The sequence below is a fragment of the Dactylosporangium sp. NPDC051087 genome, assembly GCF_055586325.1.
The window spans coordinates 102106-117217 of sequence record NZ_JBVJIJ010000017.1 but is presented as its reverse complement, the minus strand read 5'-3'; the positions used below and the strand labels follow the sequence as shown (position 1 = coordinate 117217).

The 15112-nt window shown below is 73.2% G+C and carries 15 protein-coding genes; 10 read left to right on the top strand and 5 right to left on the bottom strand.

Going from position 1 to position 15112, the window contains the following annotated elements:
* Positions 1-7: 7 nt before the first annotated feature.
* The 10 genes from ACZ6TV_RS30590 (at position 8) to ACZ6TV_RS30545 (ending at position 9949) form a co-directional block, all read left to right on the top strand.
* Positions 8-928 carry a UbiA prenyltransferase family protein gene (locus ACZ6TV_RS30590; protein ID WP_465300751.1) on the top strand — a complete coding sequence of 307 codons (921 nt, stop codon included), beginning with the start codon at positions 8-10 and terminating at the stop codon, positions 926-928.
* Between the two features lie 17 nt (positions 929-945).
* Positions 946-1980 (top strand): glycosyltransferase family 2 protein, encoded by a 1035-nt coding sequence (locus ACZ6TV_RS30585; protein WP_465300750.1) that lies wholly within the window; start codon positions 946-948, stop codon positions 1978-1980.
* Positions 1977-3041 carry an endonuclease/exonuclease/phosphatase family protein gene (locus ACZ6TV_RS30580; RefSeq protein WP_465300749.1) on the top strand — a complete coding sequence of 355 codons (1065 nt, stop codon included), beginning with the start codon at positions 1977-1979 and terminating at the stop codon, positions 3039-3041. The genes ACZ6TV_RS30585 and ACZ6TV_RS30580 overlap by 4 nt, the downstream gene beginning before the upstream one ends.
* Positions 3038-4033, top strand: a complete 996-nt coding sequence (locus ACZ6TV_RS30575) for a glycosyltransferase family 2 protein (protein WP_465300748.1) — start codon at positions 3038-3040, stop codon at positions 4031-4033. The genes ACZ6TV_RS30580 and ACZ6TV_RS30575 overlap by 4 nt, the downstream gene beginning before the upstream one ends.
* Positions 4030-5034, top strand: a complete 1005-nt coding sequence (locus ACZ6TV_RS30570; protein ID WP_465300747.1) for a glycosyltransferase — start codon at positions 4030-4032, stop codon at positions 5032-5034. The genes ACZ6TV_RS30575 and ACZ6TV_RS30570 overlap by 4 nt, the downstream gene beginning before the upstream one ends.
* Positions 5031-6083 carry an endonuclease/exonuclease/phosphatase family protein gene (locus ACZ6TV_RS30565; protein ID WP_465300746.1) on the top strand — a complete coding sequence of 351 codons (1053 nt, stop codon included), beginning with the start codon at positions 5031-5033 and terminating at the stop codon, positions 6081-6083. Before ACZ6TV_RS30570 ends, ACZ6TV_RS30565 begins: the two co-directional genes overlap by 4 nt.
* Positions 6080-7027, top strand: a complete 948-nt coding sequence (locus ACZ6TV_RS30560) for a hypothetical protein (protein ID WP_465300745.1) — start codon at positions 6080-6082, stop codon at positions 7025-7027. Before ACZ6TV_RS30565 ends, ACZ6TV_RS30560 begins: the two co-directional genes overlap by 4 nt.
* Complete coding sequence (locus tag ACZ6TV_RS30555) at positions 7024-8031, top strand: class I SAM-dependent methyltransferase (RefSeq protein WP_465300744.1); 1008 nt, start codon at positions 7024-7026, stop codon at positions 8029-8031. The genes ACZ6TV_RS30560 and ACZ6TV_RS30555 overlap by 4 nt, the downstream gene beginning before the upstream one ends.
* Before the next feature lie 80 nt (positions 8032-8111).
* Complete coding sequence (locus tag ACZ6TV_RS30550; RefSeq protein ID WP_465300743.1) at positions 8112-8663, top strand: SigE family RNA polymerase sigma factor; 552 nt, start codon at positions 8112-8114, stop codon at positions 8661-8663.
* A complete protein-coding gene (locus tag ACZ6TV_RS30545; RefSeq protein WP_465300742.1) occupies positions 8660-9949 on the top strand; it encodes a sialidase family protein in 1290 nt (429 codons plus the stop codon). Before ACZ6TV_RS30550 ends, ACZ6TV_RS30545 begins: the two co-directional genes overlap by 4 nt.
* Positions 9950-9994: 45 nt before the next feature.
* Here ACZ6TV_RS30545 and ACZ6TV_RS30540 read toward each other — a convergent pair whose 3' ends face one another.
* The 5 genes from ACZ6TV_RS30540 to ACZ6TV_RS30520 form a co-directional block, all read right to left on the bottom strand.
* Positions 9995-11065: a TFIIB-type zinc ribbon-containing protein gene (locus ACZ6TV_RS30540; RefSeq protein ID WP_465300741.1), complete on the bottom strand. Its 1071-nt coding sequence runs from the start codon at positions 11063-11065 to the stop codon at positions 9995-9997.
* A 3-nt stretch (positions 11066-11068) separates the two neighbouring features.
* Complete coding sequence (locus ACZ6TV_RS30535) at positions 11069-12178, bottom strand: SPFH domain-containing protein (protein ID WP_465300740.1); 1110 nt, start codon at positions 12176-12178, stop codon at positions 11069-11071.
* Positions 12179-12302: 124 nt separating this feature from the next.
* A complete protein-coding gene (locus tag ACZ6TV_RS30530; protein ID WP_465300739.1) occupies positions 12303-13211 on the bottom strand; it encodes a hypothetical protein in 909 nt (302 codons plus the stop codon).
* A 106-nt stretch (positions 13212-13317) separates the two neighbouring features.
* Positions 13318-14388, bottom strand: coding sequence for an SGNH/GDSL hydrolase family protein (locus tag ACZ6TV_RS30525; RefSeq protein WP_465300738.1), 1071 nt, complete (start codon positions 14386-14388; stop codon positions 13318-13320).
* 309 nt (positions 14389-14697) lie between these two features.
* Complete coding sequence (locus ACZ6TV_RS30520) at positions 14698-15102, bottom strand: MbtH family NRPS accessory protein (protein WP_465300737.1); 405 nt, start codon at positions 15100-15102, stop codon at positions 14698-14700.
* Positions 15103-15112 lie beyond the last annotated feature (10 nt).

Genomic DNA, 15112 nt, shown 5'->3' with positions numbered 1-15112 from the left:
AACCGCGATGACAACCCTGGAAACGACCGCACCCACCACCCTGCCCACCCCCGCCCCGGTCCTGGTCGACCTGCTCCGGGTCGCCCGGCCCGTCCACTGGGCCAAGAACGTCCTCGTCGTCCCGGCGGCCCTGCTCGCCGTGCCCTCGGTCGCGGCGGCCACCGCCGGTCACGTCCTGCTGGCCACCGCCGCGTTCACGCTCGCCTCCGTCGCCGTGTACTTCGGCAACGACCTCGCCGACCGTGCCCGCGACCGGCTGCACCCGGTGAAACGGCTGCGACCCATCGCCTCCGGCCGAATCTCCGGCACCCTCGCCGTGACCGTCGCCGCCGGCGTCCTGGGCCTGCTCGCCCTGCTGCTCGTCGCCGTACCGGCCGTGCCACCCGGCCCGATCCTCGCGTACCTGGCGCTCAACATCCTGTACAGCCGGGTGCTCAAACACGTGCCGCTGGTGGACGCCGGCTGCGTCGCCGCCGGGTTCGTCCTGCGGGTGCTGGAGGGCTACCTCACCGTCGGCGCCCGCACCGCCACCTGGCTGCTCGTGGCCGTCTTCTCGGTGTGCCTGCTGCTGGTCCTCGGCAAACGGCGGCAGGAGCTGACCGTCGGCGGCGCCGAGCACCGGCCGGCCCTGCGCGGCTACACGGTCGAGCTCACCGACCACCTGATCCAGCTGACCGCGGTCCTGACCGCCGTGGCGTTCCTGATGCACCTGCGGGGCGAGGCGCAGCTCGGCGCGTTCGCGGAGCCGGCGACCCTCGCGTCGGTGCCGCTGGTCCTCTTCGCGCTCGCCCGGTACATCCAGGTGATCCTGCTCCACGGCGCCGGCGACCCGGTCCGGGTCCTGCTGCGCGACCGCGCGATCGTCGGCACCGCCGCGGTGTGGGGGCTGCTGTTCACCACCGCGCTCGTGCTCTCCCACAACGGCTGAAACGGAAAGGAGACACCGTGTCCGCACCCCGGGTCTCGGTCATCATGCCCAACTACAACCACGCGGACTCGTTGCGCCGCAGCATCGCGGCCGTCCGTGCGCAGACCCTGCCGCCGCACGAGATCCTGCTGGTCGACGACCGCAGCACCGACGACTCCGTGGCGGTCGCGTCGGCGGCCGGCGTCCGGGTCGTCAGCACCCCCGTCAACAGCGGACCGGCGGCCGCGCGCAACCTCGGCGCCCGGCTCGCGGCCGGCGACGTCCTGCTCTTCCTCGACTCCGACGTCGAGCTCGCGCCGACGGTGATCGAGCGGGCCACGGCACTGCTGGACGCCTGCCCCGAGGCCGGCGCGGTCTGCGGCATGCTCGACGACGTCCCGCTCCAGCGCGACAGCCTCCTGCAGGAATGCCGGTGCCTGCAGGCGCACTACTGGCGGATCAGCTCCGAGGGCGTCGTGTCGTTCCTGTTCAGCGCGATCTGCGCGATGCGGGCCGGCGTCTTCGCCGAGATCGGCCCGTTCGACGAGCGGCTGCGCGAGACCGAGGAGGTCGAATACGGCCAGCGGCTGTCCACCCGCTACCAGGTGCTGCTCACCTCCGCGCTGTCCGGCCGGCACCGCGACGAGCCGCGGCTCTGGCCGTTGCTGCGCAAGGTGTTCCACCGCACCCGGCTGCGGGTGCCGCTGTACACGAAGCGGCGCAGGTTCGCCGAAGGCTTCGAGACCTCGGCCCGCATCTTCGGCAGCGTCGCCGCCACCGCCGCGGTGCTGAGCCTCCCGGCGGTCCTGGCCGGTGCGGTCCTCGCGGTGATCCCGGCGGTGCTGCTGGCCGTGTCGATCGGCTGCGACGCCGACATGTACCGGTTCGTGTTCCGCCGCCGGGGCGTCGGCTTCGGCCTGTTCTTCACCGGCGTCCAGGTGCTGCAGAGCGTGGCCATCGTGGCCGGCGCGGGCTTCGGCGCACTGCAGTGGCTGGCGTCGCGGGAGTTCCGCACCCTGTACGACCACGCACCCGTGCCGCGGCCCCGGCCGGTCCCGTTGGACGTGGCATGAGGAACTGGTGCCCGGCCACCAGGGTCCTGGTCGCCGCGACCGGCGGCTGGCTGACGTTCGTGTGCCTGCAGCGGCTGCTCACCGGACGCTGGTGGCTCTGGCTGCTGCCCGACCTGCTGCCGCCGCTGGCGTTCCTGCTCGTGCCGGTGCTGCTCGCCGCCGCGCTGCCGGCCGCGCTGCTGTCCGGCCGCCGGGTGCCGGCCACCGCCACCCGGCTGGTCCTGGCGGGCACCGTCGCCGCCGGCGCGCTCGGCTGGCCGTACAACGGCGTCGACGTCCACAGTGGACCGGCCGGGACCGGACCGGGGCTGCGGGTGTTCGCGTGGAACACCGCCTACTGGGGGCAGGACGTCCCGCGGGACCGGTTCTACACGTTCCTGCGGTCCCAGCACGCCGACGTGTACCTGCTGCAGGAGTACCTGCACTGGGACGAGGCGGCCGGGCTGGACGGCGCCCGGCAGGTCGACGACGAGCCGGCGCTGCGGGCGGCGTTCCCCGGCTACGCCATCGCCGCCCGCGGTGAGCTGCTGACGCTGAGCCGGCTGCCGATCGTGGCCACGCCACCGGTCGGTCCGGACCGCGAGCTGGCCGGCCGTGCGGCCGGATTCGCCGAGGTGTTCGCCGCGGCCAAGGTCCTGCGCACCGACCTCGACGCCGGCGGGCGCACCATCTCCGCCTACAACGTGCACCTGCCGGTCCACGTCGACCTGGCCGTGAGCCGGCGGTTCTTCGCCCTGATCCGCGAACGCGACGAGGGACGGCGCCGCCAGCTCGCCGGGCTGCGCGCCGACCTCGCCACGAACCACCAGCCCGCGATCGTCGCCGGTGACTTCAACACCAGCCCGGCGATGGGCGACCTGGCGGCGCTGCGCGAGACCCTCGACGCCGCCGGCACGGCGCTGTACCCGGGGTCGTGGCCGGCCGGCCTGCCGCTGTGGCGGATCGACTGGACCTTCACCACCGCCGGGCTCGCCGTCGGCGACTACCGGCTCGTCGGCTCGGACGGGCTGTCGGACCACCGGGCGCAACAGGTCCGGATCGTCGTGAAAGGAGAGGCATGAACGTCTCGGTGGTCATCCCCAACCACAACTACGCCAAGACCCTCGGCCGGGTGCTGCGCTCGGTCCAGCGGCAGACCGTGCGGCCGGTCGAGGTGATCGTGGTCGACGACCGCAGCACCGACGACTCGGTCCGGATCGCCGAGGCCGCCGGGGCGACGGTCGTGCGGCACACGGTCAACCGGGGCGTGTCGGCCGCCCGCAACACCGGCGTGGCCGCCAGCACCGGCGACGTGGTGTTCTTCCTGGACTCCGACGTCGCGCTCGCCCCGGACGCGATCGAGCAGGCGCTGCGGGTCCTGGCCGAGGAGCCGGACTGCGGCTGCGTCTTCGGCGTGTACGGGCCGGAGCCGCTCATCGACGACGGCCCGGTCGAGCGCCACCGGGTGCTGCACCTGCACTTCGCGTTGACCCGGCAGGTCGGGCGGACCGAGACGGCGGTGTTCGCACTCGCCGCCGTGCCGCGCCGGGTCCTCGACGAGATCGGCGGGTTCGACGAGCGGCTGCGCAGCGCGGAGGACGACGAGATCAGCGAACGGCTCCGCGAGCGGTACCAGATCAGGCTCACCGACACGGTCGTCGGCCACCACGACGAGGTGGACCGGCTCACGGACGCGCTCGGCGAGCAGTACCGGCGGGCGCAGCTGCTGCCGTTCTCGGCCCGCAACCGGATGCGCCGCGGCGGCCTGGCCATCAACCGCGCCACAGGTGTGGCCGCTGCCGCGCTCATGGTGGCGGCGTTGCCGCTGGGCCTGCTCGACCCGGCGCTGCTGGCCGTGCCCGGGGCGCTGCTGGCCGCGTTCGCGGTGGCCGACCCGCCCCTCGCCAGGTTCGTGGCCCGTCGCAAGGGCCTGCCCTACCTGGCGTATTTCACGGCCGTCAACCTGCTCCTGCACCTCGCGCTGCTGGCCGGCTGTGCCCGGGGCATGCTGCGCATCCTCACCGACCCGAGCTTCGGCCCGAGCCGCCGCTTCACGATTGGTGCGACGTCTTGAACACTCCACTCGTCTCCGTGATCATCCCGAACTACAACTACGCCGCCACGATCGGACTCTGCGTGCGGGCCGCGCAACGGCAGACCTACCGGTCGGTCGAGATCCTGGTCGTCGACGACTGCAGCACCGACGACTCGGCCGCCCTCGCCCGGGCGGCGGGCGCGAAGGTCGTCTCCACCGGCGTCAACGGCGGCGTCGCGGTCGCCCGCAACCTCGGCGCGGCCGAGGCGTCCGGCGAGATCCTGGTCTTCGTCGACTCGGACGTGGCCATGCACCCGGACGCGGTGGCCAACGCGGTCGCCGCACTGCGGGCCGACCCCACCCTCGGCGTGGTCGCCGGCATGTACGAGCCGGAGCCGCTCATCGTCAACGGGGTCGTCGAGCGGTACCGCAACTTCCACCAGTTCTACTGGCTGGAGGCCGCGGCCGGTGAGCTGCACGACTTCGTCCCGACCGCCATCATGGCCATCCCCGCGGTCGTGTACGCCGAGCTCGGTGGGTTCCTGCCGCACCTGCGGGAGACCGAGGGCGCCGACTTCGGCCGGCGGCTCGGCGCCCGGCACCGGATGCTGCTCAGCCCGGCGGTGCGCGGCAAGCACGACAACGACCCGACGCTGCGGGTGGTGCTGCGCAAGGTGTTCCACCGCACCCGGCTGCACATCCCGTTCTTCCTCGACCGCAGCCGGGTCGCCCAGGTGGCGACGAGCCAGCAGTCCGGCGGCTGCCTCGCCGCCGCGCTCGCCCTGGCCGCCGCGCCCGCACCGGCGCTGCTCGGTCCGGTCGGCGCGCTGCTACCGCTGGTGTGCTTCGCCGCCTGGTACCTCGGCGAGCGCAGGTTCTTCGGCGCGGCCCTGCGCCACCGGGGTCCCGGCTTCGCCGCCGCCGTCGTCGCGCTGCACTACCTGGTGAACCTGACCACCGCCGCCGGGATCGCCGCCGGGCTCGCGCAGTGGGCCGGCTCGGCGCGCTTCCGCCGCCTGTACACCGGGCTCGCGACGTGACCGCGACCCTCGCCGAACCGTCCACCGTGGCCGGACGGCCGGCCGGAAGGCGGCGGCGCCTCGTCGCGGCGTCGAGCGTCGCCTGGCTGGTCTTCGCCGCGCTCAACGTGGTGCTGAGCGGCCGCTGGTGGCCGTGGATGGTGCCGGACCTGCTGCCACCGCTGGTGTTCGCGCTGGTGCCGGTCGTGCTCACCGGCTGCGCCGCCGCGCTGCGGCCGGGTCGCGGTTGGACGCTGGTCGCGCTGGCGGGTCTCGTGGTCGGCGGCGCGCAGGCGGGCCTCAACCCGGCGGCGCTGCTGCCGGCGCCCGGCCCGGTCGCCGGGACGCCGGTCACGGTCGTCTCGTGGAACACGGAGGTGTGGGACGCCTGGGACGACCCGGCGCGGTTCACCGCCTTCCTGCGCGCCGAGGACGCCGACGTGTACCTCCTGCAGGAGTACGAGGAGCACGGCCTGCGGCCCGGCGACTTCCCCGGCTACACCGCGATCGAGCGCGGCGAGCTGCTGACACTGACCCGCCTGCCGGTCCGGCGGGTGACGGCACTGCCGGCCGAGCCGCCCCCCGGCAGCGGCTGGCGGCAGGTGTACGAGCAGGTCAAGTCGCTCCGCGTGGACGTGGCGGCGGGGGGCGGGACGCTGTCGCTCTACAACGTGCACATGCCGATCCCGCTGGATCTGGTCAACCCGCTGTCGGCGCGCTTCCACGAGCAGCTGCGGCTGCGCGCGCAGGCCCGGGACCGGCAGTTCACCGCGCTGGAGCACGACGTCGCCGGCAACCGCAACCCGATCCTCGTCGCCGGGGACTTCAACACCAGCCCGGCGATGGGCGACATCCGGCCGCTCACCGACCGGCTGAACGACGCGGCGGGCGCCAACCGTTCCCTGTACCCGGCGTCGTGGCGCTCCTACTGGCCGGTCGCGCTGTGGCGCCTCGACTGGGCGTTCACGTCGGACCAGGTGACGGTGCGGCGCAACGAGTTCGTCGACCCGCACGGCATGTCCGACCACCACCTGCAGCGCATCGAACTGACCGTGCGGGGCGCGCGATGAGGCGGCGGATCCTCGCGGGCCTGCGCATCGCCGCGTACGTGCTGGTCGTGCTGTTCCTCGGCAGCCAGCTGTGGCTGGCCCGGCACGGGCTGGCCGACGGCGTCCGGACGGTCGGGCTCGGCAACGCCGTGCTCGCGGCGGTCCTCGCCGGCGTCGGTGGCCTGCCCGGCATGTTCGGCTGGCGGGTGCTGCTCAGCGGCCTGGGCACCCGGCTGCCGACCCGGGACGCGCTGCGGGTGTACTTCCTGGCCGGGCTGGCCCGCTACATCCCCGGCGGGGTCTGGCCGGCCGTGGCGCACGCCAGCATGGGCGCCGCGCTCGGTGAGCCGCCCGCCCGGCTGGCCGCGGCGTTCCTCGCCAGCCAGGGGCTCGCGGTGGTGGCGGGGCTGCTCGTCGGGCTGCTCGCCCTGCCCGCGCTGGTCGCGGTGAGCCCGCTGTGGTGGCTGCTGCTGCCGGTGCTCGCCGCCGCCGTGATCCCCGTCGTGGCGCCCGGCACGCTGCGCGTGCCGCTGACCCTCGGCGCCCGGCTGCTGCGCCGCGACACCGTGCCGCAGCTGCCGGGCCGGGTCGCGCTGAGCAAGGCCACCGCGTTGATGGCGCTGGGCTGGCTGATCAGCGGCACCCACGTCGCGGTCCTGGCCGCCGCGCTCGGCGCGGACCCGATCGACACCCTCACCGTCGGCGTCGGCGGCTTTGCGCTCTCCGTGGTCGCCGGGGTCGTCGCCCTGGTGCTCCCGTCCGGCCTCGGCGTGCGCGAGCTGGTGCTCGGGCTCACCCTGGCCACCCTGCTCACCGGCCCGGCGCTGGTCATCGTGGTGGCGTTGAGCCGCATTCTCATCACCGTCGTCGACGCCCTCAGCACGCTGGTCGTCCTGGCCTGGATCGGCGTGCTCCGCCCCGGCCGCGTCCGGGCCCCCTTCACCCTGGAAAGGAAGCTGTCATGACCGCTGTCGTCCCCATGCCCTCCGCCCGTCCTTCCGCCGGCTCCGGTGCCCGCCGCTGGGGGCGGCGCATCCGGGCCGCCGTCAGCACCTCGTCGGGCCTCGAACTGCTCAACGCGCTGCCGGTCCTGCGGGCACCGGTGCGCTACCTGGACCGCCACCCGGTCCTGCACGGCGCGGTGCTGTCCGCGTTCGGGCTGCGCCGCCCCCTGTTCGTCGACCACCTCGGCGACCCGCAGCCCCGGTACGGGTACGGCCGGCCGGTCCACCCGCAGCTCGCCGCCCGGTTCGCCGAGGGCGAGGACCGCTACCGCGCGCACCTGACCGGCTTCCGCGCCCACCTGGACGCGTTGCGGGCGATCCCGTCGCGGGCCGAGCTGACCGACCCAACGCCGTACTGGCGCAACGGCTGGCTGCCGCCGCTGGACGCCCTCGCCCTCACCGGGTTCCTGGCCGGGACGAACCCGCGCCGGTACCTGGAGATCGGCTCCGGCAACTCGACGAAGTTCGCCCGCCGGGCCGTCACCGACCACGGCCTGCGCACCACGATCACCTCGATCGACCCGTCGCCGCGGGCCGAGGTCGACGCGTTGTGCGACACCGTGATCCGCGAGCCCCTTGAAGCCACCGACCTCAGCCGCTTCGACGAGCTGGAGGCCGGCGACATCGTCTTCTTCGACGGCTCGCACCGGGCGTTCATGGGCTCCGACGTGACCGTGTTCTTCTTCGAGGTGCTGCCCCGGCTGCGGCCCGGCGTGCTGGTGCACATCCACGACATCCTGCTGCCGAGCGACTACCCGCCGCACTGGCGGTGGCGGGCCTACTCCGAGCAGTACCTCCTCGCGGCGTTCCTGCTCGCCGACCGGGGGCGGTACACGGTGGAGCTGCCCAACGCGTACATCGCCGGCGACCCGGACCTCGCCGGCGTGTTCGACGACCTGTGGGCGGACCTGGACCTGGGCGAGCGCCTGCAGCCCTCGTCGTTCTGGCTGTCCGTCGGTAACTGAACGGCCGCCCGCGTTTTTTGTGCTGTGCCGCACGCAACCGATCGCTCGGGTGGCGCCGACCTATAGGGGAAGGAGGCGCCATGCCGAGTGTTGAGGTCCCCGGCGCAGGGGAGTTCGAGGAGTACTTCGCCGCCCGTCACGACGCTGTCCGCCGCGCCGCGTATCTGCTGTGCGGCGACTGGCACTGGGCGGACGACCTCACCCAGATCGCGTTCGTGCGGCTGGCGTCCGGTTGGCATCGGGTACGGGACCGGGCGGCGCTGGACGCGTTCGTCCGGACCTGCCTCGTGCGCGCCTACCTGGACGAGACGCGGCGCGTGTGGCGGCGCCGCGAACGCGTCCAGGCCGAGCTGCCCGACCTGGACGCGGCGGACGACAGCGCGGAGACCACCACCCGCCGGGTCGTGTTCGCCGAGGCGTTGCGGCAGCTCGCCCCGCGCCAGCGGGCCGTCCTCGTCTGCCGCTTCTACCAGGGCCTCGACGTCGCCGAGACGGCCGACGCGCTCGGCTGCTCGGCGGGGACGGTCAAGAGTCAGACCGCGCGGGCGCTGGCCCGGCTGCGGACGTTGCTGGACGACCCGCTCGCCGAGTTCGGGCTGCGGCCGCTGATCGCGCTGGAGGGAACGCCGTGACGGACCTGTCGGACCTGTTCGAGGACCTGGCCCGCACCCCGGCCCCGCCCGCCCGGTTGCGGCCCGCGGACCTGTACGCGAAGGGCCGGCGGCGGCACAGCCGGTCGGTCGCCGTGGCGGTGGCCGCCGTGAGCGCGGCCGTGATCACGCTCGCGGCCGGTGCCACTCTGGTCACCACGCGTGCCGGCGGCGAACCGGCGCGGCCCGCGCCGATGCCCAGCCAGACCGGTCAGACCGGTCAGACCAGCCAGCCGGCGCGGTCGTACGACGGGGTGGTCACCGCCGCCACGGCCGGTGACGCCACCCACCTGTACGCGGTCGTGCTGGACTGCTCGACCGGGGAGCCGGCGGACTGGTACTCCTGCGGCACGGACCTGCTCGGGTCCGACGACGCGGGCCAGACCTGGCAGCTGCGCAACGACGACCTCGGCGCCTACGACTCGATCACGCTGACCGCGGCCGGCAAGGACGTCGTGACGGCGCGGGCCGAGAAGCTGATCAACTCGGGTGCCCTGGCCGAGTCCGGCACCCACGTCAGCGTCGACGGGGGGCGGACCTGGAAGCCGGCCGAGGAGCAGGACACCCCGGTGCAGACGGTGACCAGCGAAGGGTGGGTCGAGCCGATGTACCAGCCCGACGGACTCTGGGCGGTCGACCCGCGGCTCGCCCGGATCGCGCCGCTGGCCGACCCGCCGGCGCTGAGGTTCCCCGGCACGTCGGTGCGGACCGCGACCGGCAGCCTCTGGATCTCCGGCACCGACCCGTCGAGCGGCCGGCCGGCGCTCGCCATCAGCACCGACGCCGGACGGACCTGGTCGACCCGGGTCTTCACCGACATCCCGGTCGCCACGAGCTCGACCTACAGCATGGGGACGGCGACCCGCGACGGCCGCACCGGGTACCTGGTCTCGATGACCGGCCACGGGATCGACGGCGGCGGCAAGGTGTGGGTGCACCGCACCACCGACGGCGGGCAGACCTGGCAGCTGGTCGACCCCGGCGGCACCGCACCCTGGTCCTACGGCGGCGGCCAGTCGTTCATCACCGCCGACGGCTCGCACGTGATCATCGACCAGGCCCGCGACGGCAACCAGTCGTTCTGGATCAGCCGCGACGGGGGAGGCCGCTACGAGCGGGCGACCCTCGTCGGGCTGCCGGACAACAGCGTCGTGGCCGGCTGGCCCCGCCCGTTCCTCGGCGGCGGCTACCTCGCCAGCACCGAGGACGCGGTGTACGTGTCCACCGACGGCCTGCAGTGGCGCCGCACCGTGCCACACGTGCCGTAGCGGACGCGGGTGCCGCCGGCCGACCCCGGCCGGCGGCACCGCCCCTCAGTCGCGGCGCAGGACGAAGAAGGCCACGATCGCGGCGATCAGCAGCACCGCGGCGGTGACGGCGGCGGCGATCTTCGCGGCGCTGTACGGGCGTTCGCCGGCGACCTCGCCGGTGCGGCCGTTGACCTGGATGTTGTAGGTCTTGCCGGCGTAGATGTAGCAGGCGATCCACACCGGCAGCAGCATCAGCTTGAAGGTCAGGTCGTGGTACTCGGTGTCGACCTGCTCCACGCGCTGCTCGTCGCCGCCGATGTCGTGCCGGCAGTCCTGCTCGATGACCGGGGCGATCTTGCGTTTCGCCTGGTCCAGGCCGGTTTCCGGTTCGACGTCGTAGCGCAGTGTCTGGTGGCCTGCGAGGTACTGCGCGTGGAACGGCTCGGCGTCGCCCAGCGGCCACGGGTCCAGGGCGTCCAGGTGCGCCGGGGTGACCTTGGTGGTGCCGGTGACCAGGACGTCGTCGAACGAACGCTCGACGGTGCCGCTCGCGTGGTGCCACCGGGTCCTGCGCACCTGGCGGGTCTTCGTCTCGCCGTTCTCGGTGTAGGTCTCCGTCACCCAGTAGTGCTCACCGCGCTGGCCCTGGTAGTGCGAGACGGTCCGGGAGTCGTACGTCCAGTGCGGCAGGTAGGTGCTCTTCGCGGACTCGGCCTCGGCGACCTTCTTCAGGCCGTTGGGCGCGAACCAGCGCGATGAGGCCCAGGCGCGCAGCGACTCGCGCAGCTGCTGCCTGGTGAGCGCGAACGGCAGGACCGCCTCGGGTGCGACCTGCTCGTCGGGGTTGACCTCGGCGACGACGGCCGCGCCGCAGAAGCGGCAGCGGTCGGAGATCGCGTCGGACTCGGTCTGCGCGCCGCAGTTCTGGCAGGTGAAGACGTGCTGGGCCAGCAGCGCGATCGGTTTGCGGGGCAGGCCGGCGAAGCGGGCCCAGTCGTGCTCGGTGATCTCGCGGGTGGCCGTGGGGATCTGGGTCTCGGCGCCGCAGTACGGGCACCGCAGCGCGGTGGTGCCGGGCGCGAACTCGACGGCGGCGCCGCACCCGGCGCACGGGTACTGGGTCTGGGTGAGCACGGCTCAGCCCTGCGGCGGCAGGGGCGGCGGGACGGCGGCGAAGAGCGCACCGAGCTCGGGGACCTGCCCGGCCTGGGTCCACTGCGCCATGCCGTTCTTCCAGACCAGGGTGGTGCGGGACACCGCACCCGACCGGACCTGCGCGCCGAGGGCGTCGAGGTCGAACGGGCCCGCCTGCTGGCCGTTGAGGCCGGCGAACCACTGGTCCTGCTGCGGCAGCGGCGGCGGACCGGCCGGTGGTGCCGCGGGGGGCGCCGGCTGGTTGAGCGCGTTCGCCATCCGCTGCCCGGCGGCCATGCCCAGGCCCAGGCCGAAGCCCTCGCCGGCGCCGCCGCCCGGGTTGTTGGCGGCGTCCTCCATGGCGTTCGCGGCCTGGAACGTCGTGTAGGCGTTCAGGTTGCCGATCACGCCCATGGAGGTGCGCTTGTCGAGGGCCTCCTCGACCTCCGGGGGCAGGGAGATGTTCTCGATGATGAACTTCGGGATCTGCACGCCGTAGCCGGTCAGCTCCTCGGTCAGCACCCCGGCGAGCTTCTGGCCGATGACCAGCTGCTGCGCGGCCAGGTCGAGGGCCGGGACCTGCGCCGTGGCGAGGGCGCTGCCGAGGTGGCCGACGATGAGCTGGCGCAGGAACTCCTGGACCTCCTCCGTGCGGAACTGCGGGTCGGTGCCGACCAGCTCCCGCAGCAGCTTCGCCGCGTCGACGACCCGCAGCGAGTACGCGCCGAACGCCCGCAGCCGGACCATCCCGAACTCGGCGTCCCGCATCATCACCGGGTTCTGCGTGCCCCACTTGAAGTCGGTGAACTGCCGGGTGTTGACGTAGTAGACCTCGGCCTTCCACGGCGAGTCGAACCCGTACTTCCAGCCCTTGATCGTGGTCAGGATCGGCAGGTTCTGCGTCTGCAGCGTGTACGTGCCCGGGGTGAAGACGTCGGCGACCTGGCCCTCGTTGACGAACACGGCGGTCTGCGACTCGCGCACGACCAGCTTGGCGCCCATCTTGATCTCGTTCTGGTACCTCGGGAAGCGCCAGACGATGGTGTCGCGGCTGTCGTCGAGCCACTCGATGATGTCGATGAACTCGCCGCGCAGCTTGTCGACGATACCCATGACCGGCGCTCCTCACTCCGCGTGCACCGTTCGCGCCGCGGCCAGACCATAGAGGATCGCACGGTACCGGACCGGCGCCACCCGTTGTGTCGGCATACCGGCGCAGGTGATCGAGGTCGCTCGCCTACGGCATCTGTCCGAGCCGGTTGGCGATCCAGGTCCAGGTGTTGAGCTCGATCGGGTCGTAGATCTGCGTGAACGGCGGGGACCAGAACAGGTTGGCGGTGTCGTTCTGGCACTGGTTCGCGGTGATGTTCATGGCGGCCCGCGTGCTGCCCGGGTTCTTCAGCTCCATCTGCCGCAGCGCCTCGTGCTGCGGCGCGCTCTCGTAGTTGACCACGATCTTGACCGACGGGCGGTATGCCAGGATCCGGTCGATCTGGACCGTGTTGGCCAGCCAGTTCATCGGGTCGGGATGGACGGTCCAGGGCGGGGTCCGGTCGAAGTTGAGCCGTACGTTGTTGAAGGACGCGTCCAGCTCCGGGTTCCTGAAGGGGACGAGGGCCCCGCTGCTGTTCGTGGGCCACGGGTTGAGCATGACGTGCTCGTAGCCGAGCGTGCCGGTCAGGAAGTCGATCATGGCCTGGATGTGCTGCTGGCCGTCCCGCAGCTCCATGAACCCCTGCATGTTCTCGAGCCGGATGTAGCTGGTGTACTCCCGGTAGGCCCGCGCCATGTCCTTGAACAGCTTGGAGTCGATCGCCTCGTCGCTGGGGGCCCGGCCGACGCCGGGCACGATGACGGTGCCGTTGGCCTGCACCGCTCTGATCATCGTCGCGTGCGCCGCCGGGTTCTTCACGTTGAGCAGGAACGGCGTCATGGCGGTGATGCCGCCGGCGACCTGCTCCCAGGCGCGCAGCAGCGCGCTGTCGGCGGGGGCGAGGGACTTGCCGCCGCTGCCGGCGTACACCGTGTGCAGCGGCCGGCGCCAGACGGTGGCCGGCGCCGCGGCGGCCCTGGTGGCGGTGGCGCCCAGGACGGTGCCGGACGCCGCGGCGAGCGCGCCGGCCTTGAGCAGATCCCGTCGGTTCATCCGTGCGGCTCCTTCGGTCATGCGGTGGCGGGCGGCCGAGCCACGGTCATGTCGTGGCGGGCGGCAGCGGCCGCGGTCGCGCGGTGGCGGGCGGCAGCGGCCGTGGTCATACGGTGGCGGGAGGCAGCAGTTGCGCGAGGTTGACGGCGGCGGCCATCGCCGCGTAGCCGGCGTCGTTCGGGTGCAGATGACCGCCGCCGACATCGAAGCGGGCGGCCAGGCGCTGGAGGTTCTGCGGGTCGGCGACCGCCTGCGCGAAGTCGACCGTGCCGTCGAACGCGCCGCTGGTCAGGATCCAGCGGTTCACCTGCTGGCGGATCTGCTCGCCCTCGGCCGTCCAGTACGCGGCGCCCTGGAACGGGGTGATCGTGCCGCCGATGACCCGGACCTGCCGGGCGTGCGCGGCGGCGATGATCTGCCGGTATCCGTCGATGAGCGACTGGGCGGTGATCGGTGGCGTGCGGCCCAGGGCGGCGGCGCCGATGTCGTTGACGCCTTCCAGCAGGATCACCGTCCTGACCCCGGTCTGGCCGAGCGCGTCGGCCCTGAAGCGGGACAGCCCGGACAGCACGTGCGGGCTGGTCGGGCCCGCCGTCAGCAGCCGGTTGCCGCCGATCCCCGCGTTGACCACCGACATCGTGGTGCCCTGCCGCGCCGCCAGCCGGTCCGCGAGGATGTCGGGCCAGCGGGCGTTGGCGTTGTTGGTCGAGTTCTGCCCGTCGGTGATGGAGTCGCCGAACGCGACGACCGTCCCCGCGACGGCGGCGGGTGCCTGCGCGTCGACGCCGTTGACGAACATCCAGCACTGGTTCGTCTGCTGCCCGGTCAGCCCGGACAGCTGCGAGGTCTGGTCCGCGGCGTTGCGGGAGAAGTAGTTCTGCTGTTTGGCGACCCGGTGGTAGGTCATGGGCCCGTGGGCGGCGGTGACGTGGACGCTGATCGCGAGGTTGCGCTGGGCCGAGACCGGGAACGCCGTCCAGTCGCTGCTGACCTCGGCGCCGGCCGCGACGGTGATGCCGGGCCGCCCGCCGAAGGTGAGCTGCCGCAGGCTGCCGGCGGCGACCCCGGCGCCGGTGGACTGCAGGCCGACGGTGGCCGCGCCGACGGTCAGCGGGCCGGTGCCCCACTGGTTGCTGATCCGGACCCGGATCGTGTCGCCGTTGCGCGCGGGATGCACGACGTTGCGGACCGTGCCGCCGGTGAAGAGCCGGCGGCCGCGGGACAGTTCGCGTCGTCGTTGGCGGGCCCCTCCTGCGGCGCGGCGGCCCAGATCCCGACCGCGTCGGGCGCGGCGGCCGACGCGGACGGCGCCCACATGCCGGCGGCCAGCAGACCGCAGACCGCGCCCGCCACGAGGGCGCCGGTTGAGCGTCGCCGCCGGACAGCCATGGTGGTCCACCTCCGCACCCGAGTAGAAAAGGTTCCTTACGATAGAAGCCCTCTATGCAGGTGCGTCAATGTTTGAATGTAAGACTTCGGTAAGGCGTCAGCGGCGGCGGAGCCGTTCGGCGGCGATGAAGTCGGTCAGGCTGTCCAGGTCCTCCAGGGCGTGCGCGGAGAAGTCGACGGCCACGTCGTACTCCACGTCGATGGCGTCGACGAGACGGACGATGGCGAGGGACGACACGCCCATGGCGACGAGCGAGCAGCCGGCCGTGGCGACGTCGTCCGGGGTGAGCCGGTCGTCGGTCGCCTGGGAGACGGCGCCGGCCAGCCAGGCGCGGATCCGGGTGCGGGCCGGCGTCTGATCGGTCCAGACCCGCTCGATGTGCTCGAGGCACTCGTCGCGGGTGCCGCGGTGGCCTTCGGCGACCCAGCCGGCCGGCAGGCCGTCGGCGACGGCCCAGACCGAGTACTGCTCGTCGGCGTTGATCACGACGTGGTGGTCCACGGGGTCCTCC